General features: G+C 34.3%; 1 pseudogene. It reads right to left on the reverse strand.

Annotated features, from left to right (window positions below):
• Positions 1-466: pseudogene (locus ODU55_RS11675) on the reverse strand (IS630 transposase-related protein); the annotation flags it as partial.
• Positions 467-513 lie beyond the last annotated feature (47 nt).

The raw sequence follows: 513 nt of genomic DNA on the forward strand, positions 1-513 counted from the left end.
AACTGACCTTTCAAAGAGCGACCATATTCTCGATGAAAATATGTCTCAAACCCTGTCTCATCAATATAAACAGGAGTCAGATGGCTTAAGTTATTAAACTCTTTAAGGAACAAGTCTACTTTTTCAGGGTCTTGTTCATAGTAGGTACAACTCTTTTTTTTCGAGTATATCCCATCGCTTTGAGAGCGTAATGAATAGCTGTTGGATGACAGTCAAATTCAGAAGCTATTTCAGTCAAATAAGCATCTGGATGAGTTTCAAGATAGTTCTTTAATTTATCTCTATCAACTTTTCTTGGTTTGGTTCCTTTAACTTGGTGATGAAGCTCGCCTGTTTTCTCTTTTAAGTTTAGCCATTGATAGATGGTGTTGCGTGAAATATCGAAAATAACAGATGCTTCAGTAATACTGCCCGTTTTCTCACAGTATGCGAGAACTTTTTTACGAAAATCTAATGAATATGCCATAAATACATTATACCACAAATGTACTGTTTTTGTTTCATTTTACTATA

The sequence above is a fragment of the Streptococcus sp. 2022WUSS037 genome, assembly GCF_044427225.1.
Taxonomy (GTDB): domain Bacteria; phylum Bacillota; class Bacilli; order Lactobacillales; family Streptococcaceae; genus Streptococcus.